The 26,360-nt window shown below is 73.9% G+C and carries 30 protein-coding genes and 1 pseudogene; 18 read left to right on the top strand and 13 right to left on the bottom strand.

Translation table 11 applies throughout. The annotated features are described in order from the left end of the window. Positions 1–1,384 (top strand): annotated as a pseudogene (locus tag BI06_RS53860) (malto-oligosyltrehalose synthase); the annotation flags it as partial. Between the two features lie 54 nt (positions 1,385–1,438). Then, positions 1,439–3,157 (top strand): malto-oligosyltrehalose trehalohydrolase, encoded by a 1,719-nt coding sequence (gene treZ / locus BI06_RS27435; protein WP_043472281.1) that lies wholly within the window; start codon positions 1,439–1,441, stop codon positions 3,155–3,157. Positions 3,158–3,257: 100 nt separating this feature from the next. Here the strand turns inward: treZ and BI06_RS27440 are convergent, their stop codons facing one another. Continuing rightward, entirely contained in the window at positions 3,258–4,151 is an 894-nt protein-coding gene (locus BI06_RS27440) for a transketolase family protein (protein ID WP_043472283.1), read from the bottom strand. Between the two features lie 22 nt (positions 4,152–4,173). After that, positions 4,174–4,878, bottom strand: a complete 705-nt coding sequence (locus tag BI06_RS27445) for a hypothetical protein (protein WP_043472284.1) — start codon at positions 4,876–4,878, stop codon at positions 4,174–4,176. A gap of 55 nt (positions 4,879–4,933) precedes the next feature. Here BI06_RS27445 and soxR point away from each other — a divergent pair, with 55 nt between their 5' ends. The 4 genes from soxR to BI06_RS27465 all read left to right on the top strand — a co-directional run bounded on the left by soxR (position 4,934) and on the right by BI06_RS27465 (position 7,762). After that, positions 4,934–5,443, top strand: a complete 510-nt coding sequence (soxR, locus tag BI06_RS27450) for a redox-sensitive transcriptional activator SoxR (RefSeq protein ID WP_037778608.1) — start codon at positions 4,934–4,936, stop codon at positions 5,441–5,443. A gap of 102 nt (positions 5,444–5,545) precedes the next feature. Continuing rightward, on the top strand, positions 5,546–6,385 hold the full coding sequence (locus tag BI06_RS27455; RefSeq protein ID WP_030391329.1) for a M23 family metallopeptidase: 840 nt from the start codon (positions 5,546–5,548) through the stop codon (positions 6,383–6,385). Positions 6,386–6,446: 61 nt separating this feature from the next. Next, complete coding sequence (locus BI06_RS46810) at positions 6,447–6,962, top strand: cupredoxin domain-containing protein (protein ID WP_082558711.1); 516 nt, start codon at positions 6,447–6,449, stop codon at positions 6,960–6,962. 62 nt (positions 6,963–7,024) lie between these two features. Next, a complete protein-coding gene (locus BI06_RS27465) occupies positions 7,025–7,762 on the top strand; it encodes an AAA family ATPase (protein ID WP_030391331.1) in 738 nt (245 codons plus the stop codon). 37 nt (positions 7,763–7,799) lie between these two features. Here BI06_RS27465 and BI06_RS27470 read toward each other — a convergent pair whose 3' ends face one another. Beyond that, entirely contained in the window at positions 7,800–8,654 is an 855-nt protein-coding gene (locus tag BI06_RS27470; protein ID WP_043472285.1) for an oxidoreductase, read from the bottom strand. A 67-nt stretch (positions 8,655–8,721) separates the two neighbouring features. Between BI06_RS27470 and BI06_RS27475 the strand changes: the two genes are divergently transcribed. Continuing rightward, positions 8,722–9,390: a LuxR C-terminal-related transcriptional regulator gene (locus BI06_RS27475; protein WP_043473216.1), complete on the top strand. Its 669-nt coding sequence runs from the start codon at positions 8,722–8,724 to the stop codon at positions 9,388–9,390. Positions 9,391–9,441: 51 nt separating this feature from the next. Here BI06_RS27475 and BI06_RS27480 read toward each other — a convergent pair whose 3' ends face one another. Beyond that, positions 9,442–9,780, bottom strand: coding sequence for a hypothetical protein (locus BI06_RS27480; RefSeq protein ID WP_233290305.1), 339 nt, complete (start codon positions 9,778–9,780; stop codon positions 9,442–9,444). Positions 9,781–10,017: 237 nt separating this feature from the next. Beyond that, positions 10,018–10,434: an ATP-binding protein gene (locus BI06_RS27485; protein WP_043472286.1), complete on the bottom strand. Its 417-nt coding sequence runs from the start codon at positions 10,432–10,434 to the stop codon at positions 10,018–10,020. A gap of 225 nt (positions 10,435–10,659) precedes the next feature. On the opposite strand from BI06_RS27485, the gene BI06_RS27490 reads away from it, so the two are divergent. Next, positions 10,660–11,514 carry a helix-turn-helix transcriptional regulator gene (locus tag BI06_RS27490; RefSeq protein WP_051741968.1) on the top strand — a complete coding sequence of 285 codons (855 nt, stop codon included), beginning with the start codon at positions 10,660–10,662 and terminating at the stop codon, positions 11,512–11,514. Next, a complete protein-coding gene (locus BI06_RS46815) occupies positions 11,511–11,720 on the top strand; it encodes a DUF397 domain-containing protein (protein WP_082558712.1) in 210 nt (69 codons plus the stop codon). Before BI06_RS27490 ends, BI06_RS46815 begins: the two co-directional genes overlap by 4 nt. Before the next feature lie 148 nt (positions 11,721–11,868). On the opposite strand, the gene BI06_RS27495 is transcribed toward BI06_RS46815, so the two are convergent. Next, positions 11,869–12,543, bottom strand: a complete 675-nt coding sequence (locus BI06_RS27495; protein WP_233290306.1) for a DUF1963 domain-containing protein — start codon at positions 12,541–12,543, stop codon at positions 11,869–11,871. Between the two features lie 603 nt (positions 12,544–13,146). Next, positions 13,147–13,605, bottom strand: a complete 459-nt coding sequence (locus tag BI06_RS27500) for an RICIN domain-containing protein (protein ID WP_078879565.1) — start codon at positions 13,603–13,605, stop codon at positions 13,147–13,149. A gap of 92 nt (positions 13,606–13,697) precedes the next feature. Between BI06_RS27500 and BI06_RS51215 the strand changes: the two genes are divergently transcribed. Both BI06_RS51215 and BI06_RS27505 read left to right on the top strand, forming a co-directional pair. Further along, positions 13,698–13,868, top strand: coding sequence for a hypothetical protein (locus BI06_RS51215; protein ID WP_158516465.1), 171 nt, complete (start codon positions 13,698–13,700; stop codon positions 13,866–13,868). A gap of 133 nt (positions 13,869–14,001) precedes the next feature. Next, the gene (locus BI06_RS27505; RefSeq protein WP_030391340.1) at positions 14,002–15,087 is read left to right on the top strand and encodes a DNA alkylation repair protein; all 1,086 of its coding nucleotides are present in this window, start codon (positions 14,002–14,004) and stop codon (positions 15,085–15,087) included. Here BI06_RS27505 and BI06_RS27510 read toward each other — a convergent pair. Further along, positions 15,071–15,691 carry an AAA family ATPase gene (locus BI06_RS27510; RefSeq protein WP_051741972.1) on the bottom strand — a complete coding sequence of 207 codons (621 nt, stop codon included), beginning with the start codon at positions 15,689–15,691 and terminating at the stop codon, positions 15,071–15,073. The two genes, BI06_RS27505 and BI06_RS27510, sit on opposite strands and share 17 nt — an antisense overlap. A 10-nt stretch (positions 15,692–15,701) precedes the next feature. Next, complete coding sequence (locus BI06_RS27515; RefSeq protein WP_051741974.1) at positions 15,702–17,018, bottom strand: MFS transporter; 1,317 nt, start codon at positions 17,016–17,018, stop codon at positions 15,702–15,704. A 62-nt stretch (positions 17,019–17,080) separates the two neighbouring features. Here BI06_RS27515 and BI06_RS27520 point away from each other — a divergent pair, with 62 nt between their 5' ends. From BI06_RS27520 to BI06_RS27530, 3 genes are all read left to right on the top strand, one after another. Continuing rightward, entirely contained in the window at positions 17,081–17,476 is a 396-nt protein-coding gene (locus tag BI06_RS27520; RefSeq protein ID WP_037778610.1) for a MerR family transcriptional regulator, read from the top strand. A 281-nt stretch (positions 17,477–17,757) separates the two neighbouring features. Then, positions 17,758–18,492 carry a class I SAM-dependent methyltransferase gene (locus BI06_RS27525; protein WP_043472287.1) on the top strand — a complete coding sequence of 245 codons (735 nt, stop codon included), beginning with the start codon at positions 17,758–17,760 and terminating at the stop codon, positions 18,490–18,492. Positions 18,493–18,589: 97 nt separating this feature from the next. Continuing rightward, positions 18,590–19,606: a hypothetical protein gene (locus BI06_RS27530; protein WP_043472290.1), complete on the top strand. Its 1,017-nt coding sequence runs from the start codon at positions 18,590–18,592 to the stop codon at positions 19,604–19,606. Between the two features lie 177 nt (positions 19,607–19,783). Here the strand turns inward: BI06_RS27530 and BI06_RS27535 are convergent, their stop codons facing one another. Then, positions 19,784–20,254: an SsgA family sporulation/cell division regulator gene (locus tag BI06_RS27535; RefSeq protein WP_051741976.1), complete on the bottom strand. Its 471-nt coding sequence runs from the start codon at positions 20,252–20,254 to the stop codon at positions 19,784–19,786. A 299-nt stretch (positions 20,255–20,553) separates the two neighbouring features. On the opposite strand from BI06_RS27535, the gene BI06_RS27540 reads away from it, so the two are divergent. Continuing rightward, a complete protein-coding gene (locus BI06_RS27540; RefSeq protein WP_043472292.1) occupies positions 20,554–22,200 on the top strand; it encodes an alpha/beta hydrolase in 1,647 nt (548 codons plus the stop codon). A gap of 82 nt (positions 22,201–22,282) precedes the next feature. Further along, positions 22,283–22,690 carry a hypothetical protein gene (locus tag BI06_RS27545; protein WP_030391348.1) on the top strand — a complete coding sequence of 136 codons (408 nt, stop codon included), beginning with the start codon at positions 22,283–22,285 and terminating at the stop codon, positions 22,688–22,690. Between the two features lie 4 nt (positions 22,691–22,694). Here BI06_RS27545 and BI06_RS27550 read toward each other — a convergent pair whose 3' ends face one another. Then, positions 22,695–23,606 (bottom strand): LysR family transcriptional regulator, encoded by a 912-nt coding sequence (locus BI06_RS27550; protein ID WP_030391349.1) that lies wholly within the window; start codon positions 23,604–23,606, stop codon positions 22,695–22,697. 77 nt (positions 23,607–23,683) lie between these two features. Here BI06_RS27550 and BI06_RS27555 point away from each other — a divergent pair, with 77 nt between their 5' ends. Beyond that, entirely contained in the window at positions 23,684–24,403 is a 720-nt protein-coding gene (locus tag BI06_RS27555; protein WP_030391350.1) for a CTP synthase, read from the top strand. 46 nt (positions 24,404–24,449) lie between these two features. Here the strand turns inward: BI06_RS27555 and coaE are convergent, their stop codons facing one another. Both coaE and BI06_RS27565 read right to left on the bottom strand, forming a co-directional pair. Beyond that, the gene (gene coaE / locus BI06_RS27560; RefSeq protein ID WP_030391351.1) at positions 24,450–25,043 is read right to left on the bottom strand and encodes a dephospho-CoA kinase; all 594 of its coding nucleotides are present in this window, start codon (positions 25,041–25,043) and stop codon (positions 24,450–24,452) included. A gap of 125 nt (positions 25,044–25,168) precedes the next feature. Next, positions 25,169–25,807 (bottom strand): MBL fold metallo-hydrolase, encoded by a 639-nt coding sequence (locus BI06_RS27565; protein ID WP_030391352.1) that lies wholly within the window; start codon positions 25,805–25,807, stop codon positions 25,169–25,171. 61 nt (positions 25,808–25,868) lie between these two features. On the opposite strand from BI06_RS27565, the gene BI06_RS27570 reads away from it, so the two are divergent. Continuing rightward, positions 25,869–26,294, top strand: coding sequence for a MarR family winged helix-turn-helix transcriptional regulator (locus BI06_RS27570; RefSeq protein WP_043472294.1), 426 nt, complete (start codon positions 25,869–25,871; stop codon positions 26,292–26,294). The last annotated feature ends 66 nt before the right edge of the window (positions 26,295–26,360 follow it).

Below are 26,360 nucleotides of genomic sequence, written 5' to 3' on the forward strand. Positions count from 1 at the left end.
GGAGCGGCTGGTCCGGCTGGCCGTCCGGCTCGGCGCCGCCCACCCGGCGCACGCCGACCACCCGCCGGAGCGGCTGCGCGCCGCCCTGGGCCGGCTGCTGACCGGCTACCCCGCGTACCGCCCGTACGTCCGCCCCGGGGAGCCGCTGCCGGAGGTCTCCGCCGAGCAGCTGCGCGCCGCCCGCGCGGCCGACGAGGGGCCCACCGACGCCACCGACCGGTTCGTCGCCGAGCTGGCGGCGGGCGCGCTCGGGCGCGGGCCGGAGCAGGACGAGTTCGCCGTCCGGTTCGGGCAGACCGCAGCCGCGGTGGCCGCCAAGGGCGTCGAGGACACCGCCTTCTACCGCTGGAACGCGCTGCTGAGCCTCAACGAGGTCGGCGGCGAGCCCGCCCGGCCGGGGGTGCGGCCGGAGGACTTCCACGCCTGGTGCCACTACGTCGAACGGCACTGGCCGCACACCATGACGGTGCTCTCCACCCACGACACCAAGCGCAGCGCCGACGCCCGGGCCCGGCTGGCCGTGCTGGCCGAGCAGCCCCGGGAGTGGGCCGCCGAGGCGGCGGCCTGGTCGACGGCGGCCGGACGCGGCGCGGGCGGCGGCTGGGGCTCGGCCCCCGCTGCCGGCCCGGGCCACGACCCGGACAGCGACTGGCTGCTCTGGCAGACCCTGGTCGCCGGCTGGCCGCTCCCCCCGGAACGGCTGGTCGCCGCCGTGCTCAAGGCGGCCCGCGAGGCGAAGCTCCACACCTCCTGGACCACCCAGGACGTCCGCTTCGAACGCGCCCTCACCGACCGCGTCCACGGCGTCTTCGGCAACCCCGGGCTGCTGCCCCGGATCGAGGGGTACGTGGCCGGGCTCGCCCCGTACGCCCGTTCCAACACGCTCGCCGCGGCCCTGCTGCACCTCACCGTGCCCGGGGTGCCGGACCTCTACCAGGGCAGCGAGGAGCCGCTCCACACCCTGGTCGACCCGGACAACCGGCGCCCGGTCGACTTCGGCGCGCTCGCCGTGCGGCTCACCGACTCGCCGACCGCCCGCACCGGCGACCCGGCCCGGGAGAAGCTGCACCTCACCACCACCGCCCTGCACCTGCGCCGGACCCGGGAGTTGGGCCCCTACCGACCGCTCGCCGCCGTCGGCCCGGCCGCCGCCCACCTGCTCGCCTTCGGGCGCGGCCCGAACGTCCTGACCGCCGTCACCCGGCTGCCGTACCGGCTCGCCCGGACCGGCGGCTGGCACGAAACCGTGCTGCACCTGCCCGACGGCCGGGGCTGGACGGACGAACTGACGGACCGTCACTTCCCGTCGGGCCCCGTCCCGGTGGGCGAACTGCTGGCCGGCGACCGGCCGGTGGTCCTGCTGACCAGGAGGGGCACGTCATGAGGCGCCGCGCCGAGAAGGACACGTCATGAGGGACCGGGCCGGGAGGGGCACGAAATGAGGTACCAGGTCTGGGCCCCGAACGCCGCCGAACGGGTCGAGGTGGCGGTCGACGGCGCGCACCACCCGCTGGCCCGGGACGCCGTCCGCGCCGGGTGGTGGCAGGGCGAGGCGCCCGCCGGGGACTACGCGTTCGTCCTGGACGGCGGGCGTCCGATGCCGGACCCGCGCTCGCCCCGGCAGCCGCACGGCCCGGACGGACCCAGCCGCGCCGTCGACCACGCCGCGTTCAACTGGTCGCACACCGGCTGGCGCGGCCGCCCGCTGCCCGGAGCGGTGCTGTACGAGCTGCACATCGGCACCTTCACGGCCGCCGGCACCTTCGAGGCGGCCGCCGAACGGCTGGACCACCTGGTCGAGCTGGGCGTCGACTTCGTCGAGCTGATGCCCGTCTGCCCGTTCCCCGGCAAGCACGGCTGGGGGTACGACGGTGTGTCGCTGTGGGCCGTGCACGAGCCCTACGGCGGCCCCGAGGGCCTCAAGCGCTTCGTCGACGCCGCCCACCGCAAGGGCCTGGGCGTGATCCTCGACGTGGTGCACAACCACCTCGGCCCGGCCGGCAACTACCTCCCCGCCTTCGGCCCCTACTTCACCGACCGGCACCACACCCCGTGGGGCTCGGCGGTCAACCTGGACGCGCCCGGCTCCGACGAGGTGCGCGCCTATCTGATCGGCAGCGCGCTCGGCTGGCTGCGCGACTACCGGATCGACGGCCTGCGACTGGACGCCGTGCACGCCCTGGCCGACGACCGGGCGGTGCACTTCCTGGAGGAACTCGCCACCGAGGTCGACCGGTTGGCGGTGGCGACCAACCGCCCGCTGTTCCTGGTCGCCGAGTCCGACCTCAACGACCCGCGCACCACCACGCCCCGCGAGGCCGGCGGGCAGGGGCTCGCCGCCCAGTGGAGCGACGACTTCCACCACTCCCTGCACTGCGCCCTGACCCGCGAGTCCCAGGGCTACTACGGGGACTTCGCCGCCGCGCCGCTCGCCGCCGTGGCCCGGACCCTCACCCGGGGGTTCTTCCACGACGGCGGCTGGTCCTCGTTCCGCGGCCGCCACCACGGCCGCCCGTTCCCGCCCGCCCACGGCCACCGGCTGCTCGGCTACCTCCAGACCCACGACCAGGTGGGCAACCGGGCGCTCGGCGACCGGATCTCCACCAGCCTCTCCCCCGGCCGACTCGCCTGCGGGGCCGCGCTGGTGCTCACCTCGCCGTTCACCCCGATGCTGTTCATGGGCGAGGAGTGGGGCGCGTCCACGCCCTGGCAGTACTTCACCGACCACACCGACCCGAACCTCGCCGAAGCCGTCCGCGCGGGCCGGCGGCGGGAGTTCGCCGAGCACGGCTGGGCGGCGGACTCGGTGCCGGACCCGCAGGAGCCGGCCACCGTGCTGCGCTCGGTGCTCGACTGGACCGAGCCCCGGCGCGGGCCGCACCGGGCGCTGCTTGACTGGAGCCGGACCCTGATCCGGCTGCGGCGGGAGCACCCGGAGCTGACCGATCCCGATCTGGCGGCCGTCCGGGTCGAGTTCGACGAGGACGCCGGCTGGCTGGTGGTGCACCGGGGGCCGTACCGGGTGGCGGTGAACCTGGGGACGGCGGCGGCCGCGGTGCCGGCGGCCGGCGAGGTGATGGCCGCGTTCGGGGGGCACCGCCGCTCCGGGGACCGGCTGACCCTCGACCCGGACTCGGTCGCGGTGGTCCGCCGCTGACGGGCCCCGCTCCGGGTCGGCGGTCGCCGCCGCTGCTTCAGGAAGCGGCTACTTCAGGAAGTCGCTGCTTCAGGAAGTCGCTGCTTCAGGAAGGCACCGGTCACTTCAGGAAGCCGTCGATCCGCTCCCGCAGCCCGTGCGCGTCCAGTCCGTACGCCGCCAGGTGCTCGGGGATCGAACCGTACTGCCGGTGCTCCGCCTGCGGCACGCCGAGGGCCAGCAGCCGGTGCGGCCGGTCGGCGAGCGCCTCGTGCGCCGCGTTGGCGGAGGTGCCGGCCAGGTACGGCTCGACCAGCACCACGTCCGCCCGCCGCTGGGTGGCGGCCCGCAGCGCGGCGCCGTCGAAGGGCCGGACGGTGGTCGCGTACAGCACGGTGACGTCCAGGTTGGCAGTGGCGGCGAGCACGGCGTCCAGCATCGGGCCGACCGCGACCACGGCGCCCCGGGCGCCCTCGCGGACCACCGTGAACCGGCCCGGCTCGACCTTCACCGCCTGCTCGTTCTGGTGCGCGGACAGCCGGACGTACACCTTGCGGTCGCCGTCGGCCACCGCGTGCCGCAGCAGCCGCTCCGCCTCGTCCGGGTGGCCGGGCACGTGCACCGTCCAGTCGGGCAGGGTGTCCAGCAGGGCGACGTCGCCCGGCGACATGTGGGTGCGACCGCCGGCCGGCCAGTCGTAGGAGCCGGCCGCGCTCACCAGCACCGCGCCGACACCCTGGTGGTTGAGGTCCAGCTTGACCTGCTCGAACGGCCGCTCGATCAGGAAGCTGGCGAAGGTGTGGGCGATCGGACGCATCCCGGTGAGCGCCAGTCCGGCGGCGGCGCCGATCAGCAGCTGCTCGCGGATGCCGACGTTGACCAGCCGGTCCGGGTGCCGCCCGGCGGCCTGCTGGAAGCCCGCGGCGCTGATGTCCGCGAGCACGAGGGCGAGCCGGGGGTCCTCGTCCAGCAGGCCGGAAGTGACCTCGATGAAGCGGTCGCGCATGGTGTCCATGGATGATCGGGCCCTTTCCGGCTCAGGAGTTCTTCGGTTCGACGCGGGCGACCACGACCCGCGGCCGGCCCGGGTGCGCGGCGGTGTACGCCGCGTGCAGGGCCTCGTGGTCGCGGCCGTCCACGGTCTCCGCCGACCAGCCCTCGGCGGCGAAGCGGGCCGCGATGCCACCGCGCCAGCCGTGCGTGGCGGAGGAGTTGTCGATCACCAGGGCGTGCAGCCGGTCCAGGCCGTAGGCCCCGGCGAAGGCCACCGCCTCGTGGTTGGAGCCCTCGTCGAACTCCGCGTCGCCGAGCAGCACCCAGACCGCCGGGTCGTGCAGGCCCTGGGCGCGCAGGCCGAGCGCCGTGCCGACCCCGATCGGCAGCCCGTGCCCCAGCGAGCCCGAGCTGATCTCCACCCCGGGGACCAGCAGCCGGTCCGGGTGGTGGCCGAGCGGCGAGTCGTACGCGCCGAAGCTGGGCAGCACCTCCGGGTCGAGGAAGCCCTTGGCCGCCAGCACCGCGTAGTACGCCATCGGGCCATGGCCCTTGGAGAGCAGGAAGCGGTCCCGGTCCTGGTCCTGCGCGGTCTCCGGGGTGACCCGCAGGACCCGGTCGTAGAGCACCCACAGGGCGTCCAGGGTGGAGGTCGCGGCCGGGCCGTGCTTCTCGTCGCCGGTCATCAGCGCCATCAGGCCCGGCAGATCGCCGAAACCGGAGGCCGTGGTTCGGGTGCGGTTCGTCATGCCTCCGATGCTGCAACCTGAAGTCGGCTTCAAGTCAAGCGCTACAGTGTCACCCATGATCGCCAACCGGCCGAGCCGCCACGACCTGCTCACCATCGGCCAGCTCTCCGAGCGGAGCGGCCTCGCCACCTCCGCGCTGCGCTACTACGAGCGACTGGGACTGATCCACGCCACCCGCACCACCGGCAACCAGCGCCGCTACACCCGCGGCACCCTGCGCCGGATCGCCTTCGTCCGCGCCGCCCAGCGGGTCGGCCTGTCCCTGGACGAGGCCAAGGTCGCCCTCGACCGCCTCCCCGAGCACCGCGCCCCCAGCGGCACCGAGTGGGACGGGGTCGCGCAGTCCTGGCAGAGCCGGATCGACGAGCAGATCGCCGAGCTGGAGCGGCTCAAGGCCAAGCTCACCGGCTGCATCGGCTGCGGCTGCCTCTCGCTCACCCGCTGCGGGCTCTACAACGCCGCCGACCGCGCGGCCGCGGCCGGCCCCGGCGCCCGCTACCTGCTCACCCGCGACCCGGCCACCGGCCCCGAGCCCGCCCCGACGGACGGGCCGGACAGCGTCTGACGGGCGCGGCACGGTTTCTGTCCCGGACCGCAACCACCCCGCACCACGCCGCCCCGCACCACGACCCCCCGGACCACGACCGCCCTCGGAAGGACACCGCCGTTGTCGACCCTCCGGAAGTACCACGGCCCGGTCTTCGGCGCCGGCACCCTCTGCATCCTGGTGAACGCCCTGATCGGCACGGGCGGCATCGGCCCGCTCTGGCTGGGCGGGGTCGCGCTGCTGGCCGTCGGCGGACTGCTGCGGTGGTCCGTGGTCCGGTCGCAGCGACCGCGCGGCGAGCAGGAGCCGCGCCCCGTCGCCGTCCCGGTCGAGGGCCGCTGGTCGGCGCTGAACGGCCCGGCCACCAAGGTCCCCAGTCACACCCACAGCCACGCCCAGACCTACGCCATCGACCTCGTCCTCGCGCCGGACGCGGACGAGCCGCAGGGCCCGCCGTTCCGGCTGCTCGCGCCGTTCGGCCACCGCCCCGAGCGCTACCCGTCCTTCGGGCAGCCGGTACTGGCGCCCGCCGACGGCACGGTAATCGCCGTCGAGACGCGGATGCGGGACCACTGGTCGCGGGCGTCCCTGCCCGCCTTCGGCTACCTCTACCTGGAGGGCTTCGTCCGCGGCCTCGGCCGGCCGCGGCACCTCTGGGGGAACTTCGTCCTGCTCGACCTCGGCGACGGGGTGGTCGCCGGCTTCGCCCACCTGCGCCGGGGCTCACCGTGCGTCACGGTCGGGGACCGGGTGCGGGCCGGACAGCGGCTCGGCGCGTGCGGCAACTCCGGCAACTCCTCCGAACCGCACCTGCACTTCCAGCTGATGGACGGTCCGGACCCGGAGCTGGCGCGCGGGGTGCCGTTCCGGTGGCACTACCGGGACGACGCCGGGGAGGAGCACTCGGGGGTGCCCGAGGACGCCACCTCGTTCAGGGCGCTCCCGGCGCGCCCGCTGTGACGGCCACCCGGCGGGCTCTAGCGTGGGCGGGTCGCCGCAGGTAGCGAGGCTGGAGCCGCTGATGACCCGCCGTCCGTTCCGTCCCTCCCGTCCGACCCGGAGCGCCCTCGCCGCCGTGATGTCGGCCTGGCTGCTGCTCGGGGCCGCCGGCTGTTCGAGCAGTAGCAGTAGCGGGGGCGGCTCCTCCTCCCCGGCCGTCACCTCTCCGGCTGCCACCTCTCCGGCCGCCACTTCGCCGGCCTCCTCCTCCTCCTCCTCCTCCTCCTCCTCCGCTGCCTCCTCTTCAGCCTCGCCCTCAGCCTCCTCCGCGCCGGCCGGGGCGGTGACCGTGACGATCAAGGACTTCAAGTTCGACCCCGCCACCATCACCGTGGCCCCGGGCACCGCGATCACCGTCACCAACCAGGACTCCGCCGGCCACACCCTCACAGCCCTCGCACCCAACGCCGGGGCGTTCGACACCGGCCTGCTGGAGCAGGGCAAGTCGGCGACGATCACCGCCCCCACCACCCCCGGCTCGTACCCGTTCCACTGCGACGTCCACCCGACCATGACGGGCACCCTCGTCGTCCAGTGACCGTTCGTGTCGGACCCACCGCCTAGCCTCGGGACGGAACCACCCGCAGGAAAGGCTTGCCCATGATCGTCGACCGGATACGCGTCCACCCCCAGCTCGTCCACGCGGACGACCGCGACGAGTGGCCGTGGACGGTGCCGTGCGTGGGCGCGCTGCTCGGGGCGGGGGTGGCGCTGCCCGCGCCGGTGACCTTCCTGGTCGGTGAGAACGGCAGCGGCAAGTCGACCCTGGTCGAGGCGGTGGCGGAGGCGTTCGGGCTGGACTCCTACGGCGGGCGCGGCGGCTCCCGCTACGCCTCGCCGCGCGCGAAGAGCGTGCTCGGCGAGCGCCTCCACCTCGACTACACGCCGCGCGGGCTCGCCATGGCGTCGGGCCCGCGCGCCAAGCGGCGCGGCTTCTTCCTCCGGGCCGAGACTGCGATGGGGATGATGGAGGAGAAGCAGGGCTGGCCCGGCTACTGGGAGGAACGGACCGACCTGATGAGCCACGGCGAGGGGTTCCTCACCGTGTTCGAGTCGATGTTCCAGGGGCCCGGGCTGTATGTGCTGGACGAGCCGGAGGCAGCGCTGTCCTTCACCTCCAGCCTGCGCCTGGTCGCCCTGCTCGCCGAACTCGGCCGCGGCGGCGCCCAGGTGATCTGCGCGACCCACTCCCCGATCCTGGCCTCGGTGCCGGGCGCGGCGGTCCTGGAGGTCGGCGAGCACGGGATCCAGCCGACCCGGTGGCAGGACCTCGCGATCGTCGACCACTGGCGCCGCTACCTGGAACGGCCGGAGGCCTATCTCCGGCACCTGCTCTGAGCCGTGCCGCCGCGGAACGGTCGCGCCGCACACCCGGTCAGGCGCGCAGCTCGGCCAGGTCTTCGGCGCCGAGCACGAGAGCGCCCGCCGCGAGGTTCTCCTCCAGGTGGTCGAGCGACCCGGTGCCCGGAATCGCCAGCACCGACGGCGATTCCGCCAGCAGCGCGCCGAGCGCCACCTGCGACGCGGTCGCGCCCACCCGGGCGGCGACCCGGCCGAGCCGTTCGAGGTCGAGCGGGACCAGGCCCCCGCCGAGCGGGAAGTACGGCACGTACGCGATACCCGCTGCCTCGCAGGTGGCCAGCAGCCCCGCACCGTTCTCGAACGAGTTGTTCTGCACCGCCGCGACGGGCGCGACCGCCCGCGCCTCGGCGAGCTGGACGGCGTCGACGTTGCTCACCCCCAGGTGCCGGACCAGCCCCTCCTCGCGGAGTTCGGCGAGCGCCGCGAACCGGTCCGCGACCGACTCGGTGTCCGGCCCGGTCAGCCCGCCCACCCGCAGGTAGACCAGGTCCAGCCGGTCCAGCCCGAGGGCCCGCAGGTCCGCCTCCACCAGGCCGCGCAGGTGGTCCGGCCCCGCCTTCCCGGTCGGCACGCCGTCCGGACCGGGCAGCGGACCGACCTTGGTGGCGATCACCAGGTCGTCGCGGTACGGGGTCAGCGCCCTGCGGATCAGCTCGTTCGCGCGCACCGCTCCGCGGTTGTAGAAGCCGGCCGTGTCGATGTGGTTCACCCCGAGCTCGACGGCGCGCCGGAGCACCGCGACGCCGGTCTCCGGATCCCGGGGCGGGCCGTCGAAGGTGCCGGCGGCGAGGCGCATCGCGCCGAAGCCGAGCCGGTTGACAGGGAGGTCGCCGCCGAGGAGGAATGTCGTGTTCGTCGTGGTCGTCATGCGTCCCATGCTGTCCGCCGCCGCGAACCCCGGCGAGACCGTGGCCAGTTGCTGCCAGACTGGACGGATGAGCAACGAGCAGGTGTTCTCGGTCCACGGCGACGCGGAACTGGCCGCCCGCGCCGGCCATCTCTTCGAGTCCGCGCGGACCGAGTTCCTGTGCGCGGCCAGGGACCTCCGCACCTGGTCCCGGCCGGAGGCGAGGGCCGCGGTCCAGGCCCGGATGCGGGACGCCGCCGCGCCCGGCTTCACCGCCCGCAAGCTCCTCAGCCCGGTCGCCCTCGCCGACGAGGAGGCCCGCGTCCACCTGCGGCTGGTGCAGGGAGCGGGCACCCTGGTCCGGATCAGCGGCTCACCGCTGCCGCACGAGACCATCCTCATCGACCGGCGGGTGATGATCCTGGCGGGCCGGGAGAGCCCCGCCGGCCGCGAGTACACCGTGACCACCTCGCAGGCCCTGATCGACGGCGTGCACGCGCTCTTCCAGGCCGCCTGGGACAGCGCCGTCGACCTCGACGTCTACCTGTCGGGCGACGTCCCGCACCTCGACGCGGACGGCCGCACGATCCTCCGCTCCCTCGCCTCCGGGCTCACCGACGAGGTGGCCGCCCGGCGGCTCGGCGTCTCGCTGCGCACCTACCGGCGGCGGGTGGCCGAGCTGATGGAACGGCTCGAAGCGGGCTCCCGCTTCCAGGCCGGCCTGCGCGCGGGAGAGTTGGGGCTGCGCGGGACGTAACGGCCGCGCCGCCGCCCCCTGAGCCTGGGCGGCGGCGCGCTGTTCACGGCATCACGGGGTGTAGCTGACCCAGCCCTGCTTGGGGGTGGTGTTCGGCGGGCAGTACACGCGGACGTTCTGGAAGGTGGTGTACGGGCCGGCGGTCCGGGTGGAGTTGTCGGAGCAGCTGATGTTCACCCACCACTTGGTGGTGCCGGTGGCCGAGCAGGAGACGTTGTAGTACCACTGGGTGCCGTCCTGGCCGAACGACCCGGTGCTGCAGTTGATGCTGGCGAGCCGGGTCGGCGAGCTGCTCTGCGCACTGGCGGCCGGCGCCGTGACGACCGCGGCCGCGGCGACGCCGGCCAGCAGACAGCCGGCCAGGCTGATCCTCTTGGTGTTCCTGCGCACGATGGTTCCGTCCTCGTTGTCGGTGGTGGCAATTCTTGCCGCGGCGAATATAGGGAGGGAGTGTGAAGTTCCGCATATGACATAGGAATTGTCGCCAGGCTCGCCGTACGCTGCTGGTTCGTCCACCCGACCTGGGACGCCCGGCGCGTCCCGCGTCTGACGAGTCGCCCGTTTCGCGGAAGCCGTGCACCAACCACCGGCCCATCGGCCGGAATCCGCCGTTCCCCGACTGTCGGCCTACGGCGCGACCTCCACCCAGACGATCTTCCCCAGGCCGTCACGCGGGCAGCAACCCCAGCGCTGCGCCAGCAGCTTGACCAGCACCAGGCCGCGCCCGGACTCGTCCTCCCCGGACGCCGCCCTGAGCACCGGGCCGCGCTCACCGCGCGCGTCGTGCACCTCGATCCGGAGGCGTCGCCGGTCGACATCGAGGACGAGATGGACGCGGCGCCCCATCGGCGTGCCGTGCAGGACCGCGTTGGTCACGAGCTCGCTGACGAGCAACTGGCCTGCGTCGGCGAACCGTTCACCCCCGGGCGCATCGGCGAGCAGCTTGTCGAGCAGCCGGCGGGCCTCGCCGGGCGAGCGCCGGCTGCGCGGCAGCCAGGCCGAGAGGGAGGTGGAGGGAGAGGGGGAGGAGTTGCAGGAGGACATGGCGGATTCACCTTCCGCGTACAGGGAGTTGAGGCATGGGAATGCCCGGCAACCGACCACTTGATCACTCAGAAGATTCGGGCGGTCACGTCATGTAGTGTGCACCGTGCAGCTGATTGCGCGCAAGCGCATCTCATCTGCAATTGCAGCTTCTGCCATCATGGTTGAGGCTCGAAGAGGGGTGGCAGACTATGCAAGGACCCGAACAGGCAGGGAGTGTGACGAGTGAGCAGTCCGACCGTGCTGCGGCGTAGGCTCGGCGGCGAGCTTGGCAAGTTGCGTTCGTCACGCGACATGAGCGCCAAGGACGTGGCCGCGGCCCTCGGTTGGTCCGCCTCCAAGCTGAGTCGCATCGAGAGTGGCCTCGTGTCACTACAAGAGCGCGACGCAGCGAAGCTGTTGGCGCACTACGGCATTACTTCACCCGAAGAGGTGAAGCAGTTCCTGAAGCTCACGAGGCAGAGCCGACAGCAAGGCTGGTGGCACGCCTACGGCGACGCCCTGCCCGATCGATTCCGCGCGTACGTCGGCTTCGAGACCGACGCCACGAAGATCGTGACGTTCCAGTGCGAGGCCGTGCCCGGCCTGCTCCAGACGGAGGGCTACGCACGGCACATCATCCGCGCGATGAATCCGACAGAGTCGACCGAGGGCGTGGAGCTCAAGCTCGCGCTTCGCATGGAGCGGCAACACATCCTCGATCGCCCCAACCCACCGCAGCTCTGGGCGATCCTCGGCGAGGCCGCCATTCGACGACCCGTCGGCGGTGAACTCGTCATGGCAGAGCAGCTGAATCACATCGCAGCCTTGGCCGAAGAGCACCCCAACATCACCGTGCAGGTGCTTCCGTTCTCGGCAGGCGCCCACACCGCCATGGGGTCTTCCTTCTCGATCTTCGCCTTCACTGACATCCCGAGCAGCGTGGTCTACTGCGAGACGATCAGCAGCAAGACCTACATCGAGCAGCAGTCCGAGATTGCCCGCCACGAGGACGTCTTCCATCGGCTCATGGCATCGTCGGCTCAACCCGAGAAGTCGATCTCCTGGTTGAGGCAGGTCGCAGAGGAGTACAGCAAGTGAATCGTGATTTCCGTGGCGCCCGATGGCGCAAGAGCACCTACAGCATTGCCGACGGTGACTGCATCGAAGTCGCCGACGGGCTGGCGGACATAGTTCCCGTCCGTGACAGCAAGGACCCTCACGGACCCACTCTGGCCTTCAGTACCACTGCTTGGACGTCCTTCCTCGCCGCCATCCGCGCCGGTGAACTCCCCGCCAAATCGTGACCGCTCGGCGGCTCCTGCGACCATCGCAGGAGCCGCCGAAACCACGATCCACGGGAGGGACCCCGACGTACGTGCCGATGCAACCTGGCGGTGTCCCGCCTGCCCCCGTTGACGTCACCGGTTCCGTGCCCGGCGCGGTCGCGCTGCCTCACGAACAGTCCCAGTGGTGGTCGACCGGACGGTCCGGACACGACCCGCACTCGAAGATGTAGACGCCGCCCGCGTCGCCGAACATCACCTGGGCGGGACTGTGCGCGCCGCGGCCCCCGGTGCTGTCTCGGCGCTCCTCGCCGGTCTCGCTGTCGCGGTCCTCCAGCGGGAGCCAGGTGCGGCCGGACATGCCGTCGTACTCCCAGCTGCTCACCGTCAGGAGATGGTCCATCGCCCGCCCGCAGGTCGGGCAGTCCGGCCAGCAGGGGTCCTGGGTCCAGCTCGGGTATCCGCCGAGCTTGATCCCCGGGGCCTCGGCCAGGTGGTAGCTGTACCACAGGCCGGTGCGGGCCTTCAGTTCCTCCATCCGGACGCTCAGTGCCCGGCTCACCTCCTCCGGCATGTCCGAGCTCGGGTAGTCGGTCACCGGCTCGGGATGCAGGACGCACGGGGCCGGGATGCTGTCCCCGGGCGCCGTGGCGACGGTCGACGGCGCGGTGTCGAGGACCGGGCCCACCGCGTCGGAACTCCGCCAGAGCACCCGGGGTGTCGGCTCCGGGCAGGAGTCGACGATGAACGGGCACCAGAGCACCTGGAGCAGGTCGGTCCCGGCAGGGAAGTCGAGTTGGGGGACGTCCCGGCGGTGGATCTGGACAACGGGCACCAGGGGCACCGGCCCCTCCGTCCCCGGTTGGCCCCAGTGCCCGGGATGACTCGTGCTCGGACAGAGCGGCCACGGCTCGTCGGCGGGCCACAGCAGCGGCCCACCGACCGAGCTCTCGGCCGGGGACGGGCTTCCGGCTCGGGGGTGGAGGCGTACCGCGTCGCGGCGCAGCGGCGCCAACTCGGGGAAGAGCTGCTCCACATCTACGCGGCGTTGCGGGGTCGTGCGGGCCATCATCGTCTCCGGGGTGCGATGTGCGGGGCGGTGGAGTCGCCACGGGGGCGTGGTTCGGCGGGAGCAGAACTCGATCTCCGGGAACCGGTACGCCCGATCACGTACCGATTCGACCGAGCGACAGATCGACTCTGCATCCGTGGCTCCGATCCCATCACGTCCCACCGACAACCCGAACGGGGCCGGCACCGGCCGGCCCGGCCCGGCCGCCCATTCCCGCAGCCCTGCGCACGTCCTACGGCGCGTTCTCGCAGCGGGACCTTCTGCAATGCGCGCAAAACGCCCTCCCCGGAGATTGAGGCGCCGGGGAGGGCATTTTTTCATTTCCTTACCGGAAGAACTCTCCGATCAGGAGGCGGAAATCACCCCGATCGGGAATCAGTTCCACTTCTGGTAGTTGCCACCGTTGCCGCCGATGGCGTAGACGTCGCCGTTCACGTTGCTGTCCAGGTAGCGGCCGGTGGCGACGTTCCGGTAGAAGGCGCCGTTGCCGCCCCAGCTCTTGACCCACTTCTGGTAGTTGCCGCCGTTGCAGCCCAGCGTGTAGACCTTGCCGTCACCATTGCTGTCGAGGCAGCGGCCGGTGGCCAGGTTCTTGAAGGTGTAGGTCTCGTTGCCCTCGTCGTTGGCCCACCAGACCTGGTAGGAGCCGCCGTTGGCGCCGAGGGTGTAGACGTTGCCGTTGCCGTTGCTGTCCAGGACGCGGCTGGTGGCGAGGTTGGTCAGGGTGACGTAGCCGGAGGCGGCGCTCGCCGATCCGGTGGACAGGAACGTCAGGCCGCCGGCCAGGACGGCCGTCGAGGCAGCAAGGGCAGCGGTGCGCTTGACGAGCTTCATCGCATTTCCTCCCGATGTCGACCGGTCCGTCTGACCGGTCGACGTCGAACTTATCCGCAGAATCCCTTGGTTGGACCTCCGGATCTCCGGACATGTCCAGCTTCAGCCACCTGGAATTGGGTGATCCGGATTTCTCGGGCCAGAACGGAACAATGCCCGCCGGTACATCGGCGGATATGGCCGGACATTCTCCCGATCAGTGCTGGACAGACCGCGCCGATGCGGGGATGTCATGGCAAGGACAACGCAAAGCGGAGAAATGACTCATATCCGATCATTCGGCACCCGAAGTCTTCGACCACGAACTTGGCCGGATCCGGCAGAACCGGGCGTTGTCCGACCCGCCGCGTACCGTTCGACGACCACGGCAAACCCGCACGTCACCAGGAGGCAACCGTGCCCACGGCCGCCGAGATGATCGACCAGGACACCGTCGCCGCGCTCGCCCGCTGCCTCGCCCGCACCGGGCATGGCACCACCACGGAGGCCCTCGACCGCTGCGGTGCGGCCCTGGACCCGCTCGGCTTCCGCGAACGCGTCGTGGCGATCCGCGATGCCGTGCTCGCCGATCTCCCGGCCGCCTACCCGGAGTTCGAGCGGGTGCTGCAGGACGCGCTGCGGGACGAGGAGTTCACCGGGTGGATGACCTTCCCGGTCGGTGAGGCCGTCGCCGTGCGCGGCCTGGACGCGTTCGAGCCCGCGCTCGCGCTGCTCGCCGCGCTCACGCCCCGGCACACCTCCGAGAGCGCCGTCCGCCCGTTCCTCCGGGCCGACCAGGCCCGCGCGCTCGCCGTTGTCGCCCGGTGGACCGACCATCCGGATCCGCACGTCCGGCGGCTGGTGAGCGAGGGCACCCGGCCGCGCCTGCCCTGGGCTCCCCAGCTGCCCGCGCTGATCGCCGATCCGAGGCCCGCGCTGCCACTGCTCGACGCGCTGTACCGGGACGAGTCCGACTACGTGCGCCGCTCGGTCGCCAACCACCTCAACGACATCAGCCGCGACCACCCCGACCTCGCCGTCGAGGCCGCCGGCCGCTGGCTCGCCGATCCGGCGCCGACCACGCCGCAACTGGTCCGGCACGGTCTGCGCACCCTGATCAAGGCGGGCCACCCGGAGGCGCTCACCCTGTTCGGTCACCGCCCGGACGTCCAAGTGACCGTCGAGGGCCCGCAGGTACTGACCCCGGACCTCCGGCTCGGCGAGGACCTGGTGTTCGAGTACGCGGTGACCAACACCCACGACGAGAGCACCAGCGTGGTGATCGACTACGTCGTGCACCACGTGAAGGCCAACGGGGGCCGGACTCCCAAGGTCTTCAAGCTGACCACCCGTTCACTGGCGCCCGGCGAGACCCTGCGGGCGACCCGGCGGCACGCCGTGAAGCCGATCAGCACCCGGCGCTACCACCCCGGCGTGCACCTGCTGGAACTCCAGGTCAACGGCCGCCGCCACGGCGAGGGTTCGTTCACCCTGCACCTGTGACGGGCGGCCGATCGGTGACGGCCGCGAGCACCGCGTCCGCCAGCTCCGCGACGGACCGGCCGTCCCCCGCCTCCAGCGGCTCCGACCCGAGCACCGACAGCTCGGCGAGCAGCAGTTCCTGGTAACGCACCGACCTGGCCAGGAACTTGTCCATCAGGTACCGGCCGTCCGGGGTCGCCTCCGGGTACCGCCCGGCCGTCCGGATCCGGGTACGCAGGACGGCCTCGTCCGCACGCAGCCAGTGGGCGGACACCCTGCCGCCGGTGAGCCGCGCCACCTCGGGCGGCCACAGCGCCGAACCCTCCAGGACGAGGCCCGCTCCTGCACCGTCCACGATCAGCTGCTCGATCCGGGGCCACAGCCGCGCGTATTGCTCCCGCACCGAGGCGATCAACTCCTCGACGGCGAGGGTCCGGTAGTGCTCGGCCACGTGCGGCGGCACCTCCCACCCCGGCACCGGCCACGGTCGGCCGGGGTGGCGCGCCAGTGTGTCCGTCGTCCGGTACGCGAAGCCGAGCCGGTCCGCCAGCAGCCGGCCGAGCGTCGACTTCCCGGTGTTCGACGTCCCGCCGATCAGCACCACCCGCACACCGTCGTCCGTCATACGGCCGACCCTATCCACCGGCCCCGGCCCGCGCCCCGGGACCGGAAGTCGGACCTGCCGACTTCCGGCGCGCGAGGCGTCCGGAGAGGGCCGGCGCCCCGGCCGCGCACCCGGCCACGGCGATCATCGCCAGTCCCGCCCCGACCAGCACGGCGCGCGGCCCCAGCACGGCAGTCAGCGGACCGCCCAGGGTCGCGCCCGCCGGGGAGGCCGTCATCAGCACAGACGACCTCAGGGCGAGGACGGAGGTGAGGGCGGGCGGCGGCGTGAGGTCCTGGAACAGGCCGAGCGACAGCGCGCCGTACGGGCCGTACACCAGCCCGACCACGGCGAACCCGGCCACCGAGACCGCGGCCGGGCCGGGCGGCGCGAACGACAGCAGGGCGACGCCGTGCGCGGCGACGATCCCCAGCAGCACCCGCCGGACCGCGCCGCGGCGCAGCATGCCGACGGCCAGCGCGCCCAGCACCGCCCCGACCCCGAAGGCCGCCCAGTAGGTGCCGAGCAGACCGGGCCCGGCCGCCAGCTCCTGCCCGACGAACAGCGGCAGCGCGACCTCCACGGGGCCCCAGGCCAGGTTGAACAGCCAGGTCAGAACGAGCAGGGCCAGCAGCTCCGGCCTGGTCCGCAGTACCCGCAGCCCCTCGCCGCGCGGCACGGCCTCCCGCTCCGGCCGGTCCAGAACGGAGGCGGGGACGGCAGCGGGGACGGCGGACAGCCTCCCGGCACCGACCGCCAGCACCGCGAACGACAGGGCGTCCAGCCCGAGCACCCAGGCCGGTGCGACCACCGCCGTCAGCGTCCCCGCCAGCGCCGGTCCGGCGATCATCGCCACCCAGCCGCTCGTGCTGAGCAGCGCGTTGGCCGCCAGCCGCCGATCCGCCGGGAGCACCTCGGCCACCAGGGCGTACCTGGCGCTCGCGCCCCACCCGTGCAGCAGCGAGGAACCGGCCAGCAGGACCAGCAGCAGCCAGGGCCCCAGCACACCGAACGCCCACCCGACGGGGATCGCGCCCAGCAGCGCCGCGCGCGTCCACGCGTCCGCCCGGATCAGGCGCCGCGCGGGCAGTCCGCGCAGCCAACGGCCGAGCAGCAGCGCACCGAGCGCGCCGGGCAGGACGTAGGCGGCGACGGCGGCCCCGACGTACAGCCCGGTCTGCCCGGGCGGGGCCAGTTGCAGCGCGAGCCACGGCACGGCCACGGCGCTCATGCCGTCCCCGAGGTCGGACACCGCGAGCGCGGGGAGCAGACGGCGGAACGGGCCGGGGGCGAACAGCGGACGGTAGGCCGGGGGAAGCCGCCGGACCAGTGGTGCGGATGAGATCATGCGGGCCAGGCAAGCGGTTCACGCGCGCTTGAAGTCAAGCGGAACCGGGGAACGGGGCGGACGTGCAGGATGTCGGTATCGGGGAGCTGGCCCGGCAGACCGGGCTGCGGCCCTCGGCGCTGCGGTACTACGAGAGCCTCGGCCTGCTGCCCGCCGCCCGGCGCGAGGGCGGCCGCCGGGTCTGGCCGGCGGCCACGCTGCGCCGGGTCGCGCTGATCCGGATGTCGCAGCGGGCGGGCTTCACGCTGGCCGAGATCCGGGGGCTGCTGGACACCTCCACCACCCGCGGCACCACCCGCCAGTGGCGCGCCCTGGCCGAACGCAAGCTCCCCGAGCTCGACCGCGTCGTCCGGCAGACCCAGCAGCTCCGGGACGCCGTCGCGGCCTGCCTCGCCTGCGGCTGCATGAACTTCGCCGACTGCGAACTCCTCTCCGCCGGTGCGGCCGACGGCACCTGAGCGTGACTCGGGACGCGGGCGGAGCGGCCTCCGGAACGTGATCGACATGTGATCCGGCACCCCCGTCCGGCGGGCTCCGGCGGCCCGCCCGAACGCCCTTTCCCGGGCCTGCGGCACGGTGCGGCCGGTCGCCCGTCCCGGGGTCCGGGGGCCAGGACGGGGGACGTCCGACCGGGGCCGCAGCGGGGCTCAACGGCCCTTTCGGCGCAGGGAATCGGGGGTGAGAGTACGGCCGCGGACTCCTAGGCTGGGAGCATCCCACCCCACCGAAAGGCCCGCCCTTGAACCGCGCCATCCGCTCCGTCGACGACGTCCTCGACCTGCTCGACGGGCTCTTCCGCCCCGAGGCGGACCGCTGGACCGACCGGGCCGCCGACTGGTGGGACGGCTTCTACGCCGACCGGGCCTCGGGGCGGCCGTTCTTCGTCGACAAGCCGGACGAGAACCTCGTCGCTCGGCTCGACGGCGGCCTGCTGCCGCCCGGCGCTCGGGTGCTGGACCTCGGCTGCGGGGCCGGCCGCAACGCCGTGCACCTCGCCTCGCGCGGCTTCGAGGTGGACGCAGTCGACCTCTCGGCGACCGCCCTCGCCTGGGCGCGCGAGCGCGCGGACGCGGCGGGCGTCGCCCCGCGCTTCCACCACGGCAACATCTTCAGCGCCGAACTGCCCCTCCCCCAGTACGACCTGGTGTACGACTCGGGCTGCCTGCACCACCTCCCGCCGCACCGCCGGATCAGCTACCTGGCCCTGCTGGAGCGCGTCCTCGCACCGGGCGGGTACTTCGGGCTGACCTGCTTCGCGGCCGGCGAGATGGGTTCGGAGCTGCCGGACGCCGAGCTGTACCGCAACGGGCGGCTGGACGGCGGGCTGGCCTTCACACCGGACGAACTCCGTTGGATCTTCGCCGGGTTCACGGAGCTGGAGATCCGGCCGATGGTCCCGCAGGAGCCCGCGTCCCCGCTCTTCGGCCTGCCCGTGCTGCTCACCGGCCTGTTCCGCAGGCCGCTCGCCGACTGAGGCATGCGGGCGCCACGACCGGGCAGGAAGGAGGGTGGACAGGGCGGGGGCCGGTCGGCCGATCCGCCGGCCGGCAGCGATGAGGGGACGGGACGCGATGTCCGCCGACGAAACGCCGTGGGACGACGCCGTCGGGCGCGGACTGGGCTTCCTCCACCGGGCGTTGGGGCCCGCTGGGCTGCCGTCCGCCCGGCCCGGCGCCGACCCGGAGCTGCGCAGACCGCTCAGCGGCGCCGACGGGCGCCGCCACCTGCTCGTCACCCACGGGGAGGATCTCGGGTTCGACCCGGACGACGAGGGCCTCTCCGCGATGTGGGGGCTCGCGCTGCTGCGGCCGGACTCCGGGCGGGCCGAGGAGCGCGAACTGGTCGCCGCGCTCGCGCCGCAGGTCGCCCGGTACCGAGAGCCGGAGGCGCGGCGCTACCGCATCTTCCCGCCCGGTCGGCCGATCCCCGCCGACACCGACAGCACCGCCGTCGCGGCCGCCGGACTGGCCCGGCACGGACTGCTCGGAGCGTCCGAACTGGACGACCTGGCACGCGAGCTGCTCGACACCCAGATAGGCCCGGACGACGGTCCGATACCGGCCTACTGGGAGGACAGCGACAGCAGCCCCGCCCGCGGACGCCGCTACGACGCCGTCGCCGCCGCCAATGTCCTGTTCACCCTGCACCTCCCGGGCGCCGTCGGCCGGCTGCCGCACCCGGCGGCCGAGGCGACGCTCCGCTACGTGGTCGAACACCTCAACGGCCCCCGCACCGGCACCCTCAACTACGCCGCCCCGGAGGCCTTCCTGCACGCCGCCGCCCGGGCCTCCACCGTCGTGCCCGAACTCGCCGAGCCGGTGCGGCGGGCTGTGGGGCACGTGACCACCCAGACCGCCGACACACCGCTTGCGGTGGCGCTGCTCGTGATCGCCGGCGAGTACGCGGGCGGGACCGCCGAACTGCCCGAACTGCGCCGCCGGTTGGCCGACACCCAGCTCCCGGACGGCTCCTGGCCGGCCGGCGGCTACTTCCGCACCGGGCGACTGCCGCTGTACTTCGGCTCGCCGCACCTCACCACGCTGTTCGCCGTCCGCGCGCTGCGCCCGGAGACCACCGGGCAGGCGTGACCGGACCCGGGCCGGGGCCGGTGGGAGCGACCCGGTGGCGGCCCTGCTCGCGCCCTACCGGGAGGTGCTCGCCGCCCCGGGCGCCCCGGCACCGGGCCGCCGCCCGGGCACTCGCACACCCGGCGGGGGCGCGGGGCGGCGGTAGCGCACCCCGCAGGCAGTAGCGCGCCCGGTGCCTCACGGACCCGGTGAGGCGGCGCCGCCCTCGTACAACCGCCGCAGCAGGCCGTCCAGGTCGAGGTGGGTGCGCTCCCACCCGATCGGGACCAGGCTCTCGGTGCGGGCGAGGAACGCCCGGACCCGCTCGGCGGGGGCCCGCAGGACCACGCTGCTCCCCTCGCCGGTGAGGGTGATGAAGACGGAGTCGAGCCGCTCGTCCACACCGGGGTGGACCGAGACGCTGCCGATCCCGGACCAGCCGTGCAGTCCGGTGGCGAGCAGGTCGCGGGCGAACACCCAGGTGATGGGCGTGGCGAGGTCGGTGTGGTTGTCGAGGAAGACGGCGTAGGGGTCGGCGGTGTGGTACCGCAGCCGGGCCGCGACGGAGACGGTCAGGCCGGGGCAGACGGCGACCCGGAGGTCGAGCGCGACGGCGCAGCCGTCACCGGGGGCGTACTGCGCGGGGACGCGCGGGCTGTCGTACGTCATGACCGCCTCCGGATGGTGCGCACCGCCGGAACAGCGACGCGGGCATGCAGAATCGTTTCTTCACAACCGCCACGGGCGGAAAAGTCAGGGCTCACGGCAGGAACAACGAGCCACCCGGACTTCGGCAACCCCTGCGCCCGCCCCTCCCCCGCCGCGCCGGACCACCCGCACGGCCCCCGGCCGACGGCGCGTCGCCCCGCGCCGGGCGCGCCCCGTCCCTAGGCTGACGCCGCAGCAGCCCCGCGGCCGCCACCGCCGCCCGCCCGCAACCCCGCCGCGATCCCAGGAACGGACCCTCCATGCACCCTGTCGTACGCGGCGCCGGGGCCCTCGGCCTCGCCGCGGTCCTGGCCACCGCCACGGCCGCCTGCGAGAGCGGCACCGGCTCCGGCACCGGCTCCGGCACCGGCTCCGCGACGTCCGGGCCGTCCACCGCCTCCGCCTCCGCCGCAGCCACTGCTCCCGCAGCCTCCACCAGCGCGGGCGTCCCGCCGCTGCCGGCCTCGCTCACCGGCCAGCAGCTCGGCTGGCAGCCCTGCCCGGCACCCTCCACCGCCCAGGGCGGCGACGGCTCGGCCCCGGGCGCGCCCTGGGAGTGCGCCACGCTCAAGGCCCCGCTGGACTACGCGAAGCCCGACGGTCAGACCATCGACCTGGCCCTGATCCGGGCCGTGGCCACCGGCACCGGCGGGCAGCCCCGGATCGGCTCGCTGATCTACAACTTCGGCGGTCCCGGCGGCTCCGGCGTCGCCACCCTGCCCGCCCTCGCCAAGGACTACGCCGACCTCAACGCCCGCTACGACCTGGTGAGCTTCGACCCGCGCGGGGTCGGCAACAGCGCGGGCGTGCGGTGCCTGGACGACGCCGCCACGGACGCCTCCGCCGCCGTCGACGGTTCGCCCGACGACCAGGCCGAGACCACCGCGCTCGACGCGGCCGGCTCCGCCTACACCGCCGCCTGCGAGCAGAACTCCGGCGCCGTCCTGCCCCACGTCGACACCGTCTCGGCCGCCCGCGACCTCGACCTGATGCGCCAGGTGCTCGGCGACGCGAAACTGCACTACTTCGGCATCTCCTACGGCACCGAACTCGGCGGCGTCTACGCCCACCAGTACCCGGGCAACGTCGGCCACCTGGTGATGGACGCCGTCGTCGACCCGACCAAGGACCCGGTGCAGAGCGCGCTCGGCCAGGCGAAGGGCTTCCAACTCGCCCTGGAGAACTTCATGAAGGCGTGCGCCGCCCAGGCCGGGCCGTCCTGCCCGACCGGCCAGGGCGGCGACGAGGGCACCCGGCGCATCACCGACCTGCTGAACGGCCTCGACACCGCCCCGCTGCCCACCGACAGCAACCGCAGGCTGACCCAGGACCTCGCGGTCACCGGCATCGCCGCCGCGCTCTACAACCCGAACACCTGGAACGCCCTCTCCATCGGCCTCCAGGAGGCGATGCGGGGCGGCACCGGCACCACCCTGCTCGCGCTCGCCGACGCCTACTCCGGCCGCGACCAGCAGGGCCACTACAGCAACCAGTCCGCCGCCAACCGGGCGATCAGCTGCGCCGACGACAGGTCGCGCTACACCGCCGCCGACGTCCAGGGGCTGCTGCCCACGTTCCGCCAGGCCTCGCCGGTGTTCGGAGACTTCACCGCCTGGGGCCTGACCTCCTGCACCGGCTGGCCGGTCCAGGGGAGCGCCGACCTCCCCGAGGTGTCCGCCGCGGGCTCGGCACCGATCGTCGTCATCGGCAACACCGGCGATCCGGCCACCCCGTACGAGGGCGCCGGGGCGATGGCGCGGCAGCTCGGCGCGGGCGTCGGGGTCCAGGTCACCCTCCAGGGCCAGGGCCACGGCGGCTACGACTCCGGCAACGCCTGCCTCAAGCAGGTCGTCGACCAGTACCTGCTGGCCGACAAGGTGCCGGCCGAGGGCACCACCTGCTCCTAGCCCGGCGATCCGCCCAACACCCCACCCCGGCCGGTGACTTCACCACGTGACACCCTACCGTGGGCCCCGGAAAGGGGACCACATGACCGCCGAGCCGCTACCGCCGCAGGGAAACCGCCGCCTCCTCGACCCCGCGCGACCGTTCCCCGAACGGGTCGCCCGGCTGGTCCGGGACTGGGAGGACGACGGGCGGGCCCGCTACCGCCTGGTCGACGGGCGGCCGTTGCTCGCCCTCTACTGCTGGCACCTGGACGCCGCCCGGCGCGGCACCACCGAGGACGACCCGGCGACCGCGGAGTACGTCGCCGCGGCCTTCGCCGCCAACGGCGGCGCCGACGGGTGGGACGCGCTGCTGCGCGAACGGGCCGACTGCGCCTGCCACGGCCAGAGTTGGCGACTGGAGAACATCTCGGTCTGCCTCGGCTGCCTGCGCTACGTGTGCTACCAGGTCGAGGGGCCCTGCTGTCCCGGCGCCCGCATCGTCGGCTGAGCCGTCACACCTCCGGGCGGGATGCCCCGCCCCGGTCCCCCGCCAGGAGCCGGGCCAGCAGCGCGGCGGGCCCCTCCGGCAGCGCGCCGTGCACCAGTTCCGTCCGGTGCACCAGGCGGGGAGCCCGGACCGGCACCGCCGCCACGTCCGGGACCCCGGCCAGGGCGGTGGCGGGCAGCAGCGCCAGCCCGTGCCCGGCCGCGACCAGGGCGAGCAGCCCCCGCACATCGGTGCCCAGGTAGCGGGCGGCGGGCCGGTAGCCCTCGACGCCGGTGGCGGCGCTCAACCGGGCGGCGGTCGGGGCGAGGCCCGGGGCGTCCAGCCAGTGGGCGGCGGACAGGTCCGCGAGCGCCAGGCCGGAGCGCCCGGCGAGCGGGTGGCCGGACGGCAGCGCGACGACGAGCGGCTGTTCGGCGACGGCGACGGTGGCGAGCGGGCCCACGTCCGGCAGCGGGAGCGGGTCGCTGGGCGCGGCCGGGCCGTCGACGAGCGCGAGGTCGACCGCGCCGGTGGCGACCTCGGCGGGCAGCACGTCCTGGGCGACCACCCGCACCGTCAGGTCCACCGCCGGATACGCCCGGCGCACCTCGGCGAGCGCGCGCCCCAGTTCCACCCCGACCGCCAGCGGGGTGGCCCCGACCGCGAGACGGGCGCTCGCGGCACCCGCCAGGCGCGCGATGTCGGCGCGCGCCGCATCGATCCTCAGCAGCAGCGCCCCGGCGTGCTCCAGCAGGCGTTCACCGGCACCGGTCGGCCCGACCGGGCGGCGGTGGAGCACGGCCGTGCCGAGGTCCGCCTCCAGCGCCGCGATCTGCTGGGAGACCGCGGACTGGGTGTAGCCGAGTTCGCGGGCCGCGTCGGAGAACGAGCCCAGCCGGGCCACCGTGACGAAGGTGCGCAGCTGCTGCGGCTCCATCTGCCATCACATCCACTGATCGAGAGGTAAGGAATCATCGTTGGCGCTGATGCCGCGTCGGCGGTCAGGATAACCGCATGACGCATCCCACCTCCCGCCTGGCCCTGGTCGGCGACCGCTCGGCCGCCGTCCGCTCGCACGCCCGCATCCCGGGGCTGCTCGACGCGCTCGCCACCCGCGAGCAGCTCGTCCTGGACGCCTACTGGATCCCCACCGAGGACGCCGCGGCCCCCGGCGCGCTCGACGGCTTCGACGCGGTCTGGCTGCTGCCCGGCAGCCCGTACCGCAGCGAGGACGGCGCGGTCGCCGCCGTCCGCACCGCCCGCGAGCGGCGCATCCCCTTCCTCGGCACCTGCGCCGGCTTCCAGCACGCGGTGCTGGAGTACGCCCGGCACGTCTGCGGCATCGACGGCGCCGCGCACGGCGAGAGCAACCCGGAGGAGGCGGACCGGGTGATCGTGCCGCTCAGCTGCTCCCTGGTGGGGCACGAGGGTGCCGTCCGGCTGACCCCCGGCTCGCTGGCCGAACGGGTGCTCGGCGCACCGCGCACCGTGGAGCGGTACCACTGCGCGTACGGGCTGAACGACGGCTATCTGGAACGTCTTCGCGCGGGAGGTCTGCGGTTCACCGGCGCGGACGACGGGGGCGAGCTGCGGATCCTGGAGCTGCCGGAGCAGGAGCACCCGTTCTTCCTCGCCTCGCTGTTCCAGCCGGAGCTCGCCGGGGACGGCACCAAGGCGCACCCGATGATCCGGGCCTTCGCGGCCGCGGCCGTGGGCCACGCCACCGCGGCCTGAGCGGGGCGAGCCACCCGAGCGGCGCCGGTGCAGGGTCGGCGCGTGGTCAGCGCCGGGCGGTCAGCCGCTCCCAGACCTCGTCGACCCGGGGGGCCAGCTCCGACAGCGGGCCGCTGTTGTCGATCACCAGATCGGCGATCGCCAGCCGGTCCGCCCGGCTCGCCTGGGCCGCCATCCGGGCCCGGGCCTCGTCCTCGGTCATGCCGCGCAGCTCGACCAGCCGGTCGATCCGCACCTCGTCCGCCGCGTCGACCACGACCACCAGGTCGTACAGCGGGCCGAGCCCGTTCTCGGCCAGCAGCGGAACGTCGTGCACCACCACCGCGTCCGGCGCGGCCGCCGACTCCAGTTCGGCGGACCGCGCCCGGACCAGCGGGTGGACGATCGCGTTCAGCGCCTTCAGCCGGGCCGGATCGGCGAAGACGACCGCGCCGAGGGCGGGCCGGTCCAGCGAGCCGTCCGCCGCGAGCACGCCCGGGCCGAACTCGGCGGCCACGGCCGCGAGGCCGGGCGTCCCGGGGGCGACCACCTCGCGGGCGATCACATCGGAGTCCACGATCACCGCGCCATGGGCGGCGAGCAGCCGCGAGACCTCGCTCTTGCCCGCGCCGATGCCACCCGTCAGTCCGATCTTCAGCATGGCGTCAGGCTACCGGCGCGCACCGCCCTCCCGTCACCCCGGGACGGCAGCCCGGGGACGTCAGCCCGGGGACGTCAGCCCGCGACGTCACCCCGGACCACTCCGCCGCCCCGGGATCCGGGGACTCACCCCACGTCGAGGCTCTCGCCCTCGCCCAGGGTGCGCAGCTCCGCGCCACCCGGTCCGCCCGGGCCGAGCAGCCGGGTGTGCACGGCGAGGCCGACCGGGCTGAGCACCGCGTCGTGCACCGGCACCGCCTGCCGCGCACCGGCCTCCCGGACGTAGTCGACCAGCTCGCCGACCTTGGTCCACGGCGCGGCGATCGGCAGCAGCAGGGTGTCCACCGGAGCCGGCGGGACGAGCAGCGCGTCGCCGGGGTGGAACAGCCGTCCGCCGAACAGGAAGCCGATGTTCCGCACCAGTGGGATGTCCGGGTGGATGACCGCGTGCCACTCGCCGTGCACCGAGACCGGGATCCCGCCGACGTCGAAGGCGTCGCCCTCGCCGACCGCCGTCACCCGCCGGCCGACCCCGTCCAGCTTCCCGGCGACATCCGTGTTGGTCCACACCCGCAGCTCCGGATCCGCCTCCAGGGCGGCCCGCAGCCGGGCCTCCTCGAAGTGGTCGACGTGCTCGTGGGTGATCAGGACGGCGTCCGCGCCGGCCAGGGCGGCGGGATCGGTGAACGATCCGGGGTCGACGACCACGGTCGTCCCCCCGTGCTCGAGGCGTACACAGGCATGTCCGAACTTGGTGATCCGCATAGGCAGAACATACAGCAAAGCTGCACAGTTTTGCTGTAGATCTTCGGGGTAGGCTTCTCCCGTGAACAGCCCGCACCCCGAGACCCTCGAACTCGCCGCCGACCTGCGCGGCGCCATCGGCGAACTGGTCCGCGCACTGCGCCCCGACGACACGCTGCCGCAGAACCAGGCCGGCGTACTCGGACTGCTGGTCCGCGACGACCGCGCGTACACCGTCGCCGAACTGGCCGTCCTGCAGCGCGTCCGGCACCAGTCGATGGCCCGCACGGTCGCGCTGCTCACCGAGTCCGGCCTGGTCACCCAGCAGCCGCACACCACCGACCGCCGCAAGCTGCTGGTCACCGCCACCGAGGCCGGCCGCGCCGCCCTGTCCGAACAGCGCGCCCGCCGCGAGGCGCGGATCGCCGAGGCGATCGAGGCCCGCCTCACCTCCGAGGAGCGCGAGACCCTGCGCAGCGCTGTCGGCCTGCTCCGCCGCCTGCCCTGACCGCGACCGCCCCGACCGCGACCGGGCCCGACCGTCGCCCCCGCCCCGGGAGACCACGGGGCCCCG

The organism is Kitasatospora sp. MBT66 (assembly GCF_000710405.2).
In the GTDB taxonomy this organism is placed as follows: Bacteria; Actinomycetota; Actinomycetes; order Streptomycetales; family Streptomycetaceae; genus Kitasatospora; species Kitasatospora purpeofusca.

Bases quoted from the DNA above. Each gene is read 5' to 3' on its own strand.
- BI06_RS27515 (WP_051741974.1), bottom strand. From the start codon at position 17,018: ATGATCTCATCCGCACCACTGGTCCGGCGGCTTCCCCCGGCCTACCGT.
- BI06_RS27475 (WP_043473216.1), top strand. From the start codon at position 8,722: ATGAGCAACGAGCAGGTGTTCTCGGTCCACGGCGACGCGGAACTGGCC.
- BI06_RS27440 (WP_043472283.1), bottom strand. From the start codon at position 4,151: ATGGACACCATGCGCGACCGCTTCATCGAGGTCACTTCCGGCCTGCTG.
- BI06_RS27465 (WP_030391331.1), top strand. From the start codon at position 7,025: ATGATCGTCGACCGGATACGCGTCCACCCCCAGCTCGTCCACGCGGAC.
- BI06_RS27540 (WP_043472292.1), top strand. From the start codon at position 20,554: ATGCACCCTGTCGTACGCGGCGCCGGGGCCCTCGGCCTCGCCGCGGTC.
- BI06_RS27470 (WP_043472285.1), bottom strand. From the start codon at position 8,654: ATGACGACCACGACGAACACGACATTCCTCCTCGGCGGCGACCTCCCT.
- BI06_RS27510 (WP_051741972.1), bottom strand. From the start codon at position 15,691: ATGACGGACGACGGTGTGCGGGTGGTGCTGATCGGCGGGACGTCGAAC.
- BI06_RS27535 (WP_051741976.1), bottom strand. From the start codon at position 20,254: ATGACGTACGACAGCCCGCGCGTCCCCGCGCAGTACGCCCCCGGTGAC.
- BI06_RS27550 (WP_030391349.1), bottom strand. From the start codon at position 23,606: ATGGAGCCGCAGCAGCTGCGCACCTTCGTCACGGTGGCCCGGCTGGGC.
- BI06_RS51215 (WP_158516465.1), top strand. From the start codon at position 13,698: ATGTCCAGCTTCAGCCACCTGGAATTGGGTGATCCGGATTTCTCGGGC.
- coaE (WP_030391351.1), bottom strand. From the start codon at position 25,043: ATGCTGAAGATCGGACTGACGGGTGGCATCGGCGCGGGCAAGAGCGAG.
- BI06_RS27565 (WP_030391352.1), bottom strand. From the start codon at position 25,807: ATGCGGATCACCAAGTTCGGACATGCCTGTGTACGCCTCGAGCACGGG.
- treZ (WP_043472281.1), top strand. From the start codon at position 1,439: ATGAGGTACCAGGTCTGGGCCCCGAACGCCGCCGAACGGGTCGAGGTG.
- BI06_RS27555 (WP_030391350.1), top strand. From the start codon at position 23,684: ATGACGCATCCCACCTCCCGCCTGGCCCTGGTCGGCGACCGCTCGGCC.
- BI06_RS27445 (WP_043472284.1), bottom strand. From the start codon at position 4,878: ATGACGAACCGCACCCGAACCACGGCCTCCGGTTTCGGCGATCTGCCG.
- BI06_RS27530 (WP_043472290.1), top strand. From the start codon at position 18,590: ATGTCCGCCGACGAAACGCCGTGGGACGACGCCGTCGGGCGCGGACTG.
- BI06_RS27500 (WP_078879565.1), bottom strand. From the start codon at position 13,605: ATGAAGCTCGTCAAGCGCACCGCTGCCCTTGCTGCCTCGACGGCCGTC.
- BI06_RS27485 (WP_043472286.1), bottom strand. From the start codon at position 10,434: ATGTCCTCCTGCAACTCCTCCCCCTCTCCCTCCACCTCCCTCTCGGCC.
- BI06_RS46810 (WP_082558711.1), top strand. From the start codon at position 6,447: ATGACCCGCCGTCCGTTCCGTCCCTCCCGTCCGACCCGGAGCGCCCTC.
- soxR (WP_037778608.1), top strand. From the start codon at position 4,934: ATGATCGCCAACCGGCCGAGCCGCCACGACCTGCTCACCATCGGCCAG.
- BI06_RS27545 (WP_030391348.1), top strand. From the start codon at position 22,283: ATGACCGCCGAGCCGCTACCGCCGCAGGGAAACCGCCGCCTCCTCGAC.